We start from the raw sequence: 232 nt of genomic DNA, 5'->3' as shown, positions 1-232 counted from the left end.
ACGACGTCCCGGCGTACATCCAGCGACAGGGCTACCGCGTCGTCCCCGTCAACCCGTTCCACGACGAGATTCTCGGCGAGACGGCGTACGACTCGCTCGCCGACGTGGACGAAGACGTCGACCTCGTGGACGTGTTCCGGCCGTCCGAGGAGGCGGGCGACATCGTCGACGCCGCAATCGAGCGCGCTGACGACCGCGGCGACGTGGAGACCGTCTGGCTCCAACTCGGCAT

General features: G+C 68.1%; 1 protein-coding gene. It reads left to right on the top strand.

Features of this window, described 5'->3' with window-relative positions; all coding sequences use genetic code 11:
• The coding region (locus HKX41_13805) for a CoA-binding protein (protein NNC25208.1) at positions 1–232 on the top strand (232 nt) is incomplete at both ends.

The sequence above is a fragment of the Salifodinibacter halophilus genome (assembly GCA_012999515.1).
Classification (GTDB): domain Bacteria; phylum Pseudomonadota; class Gammaproteobacteria; order Nevskiales; family Salinisphaeraceae; genus Salifodinibacter; species Salifodinibacter halophilus.
This window is presented reverse-complemented; position numbering and strand designations above follow the sequence as displayed.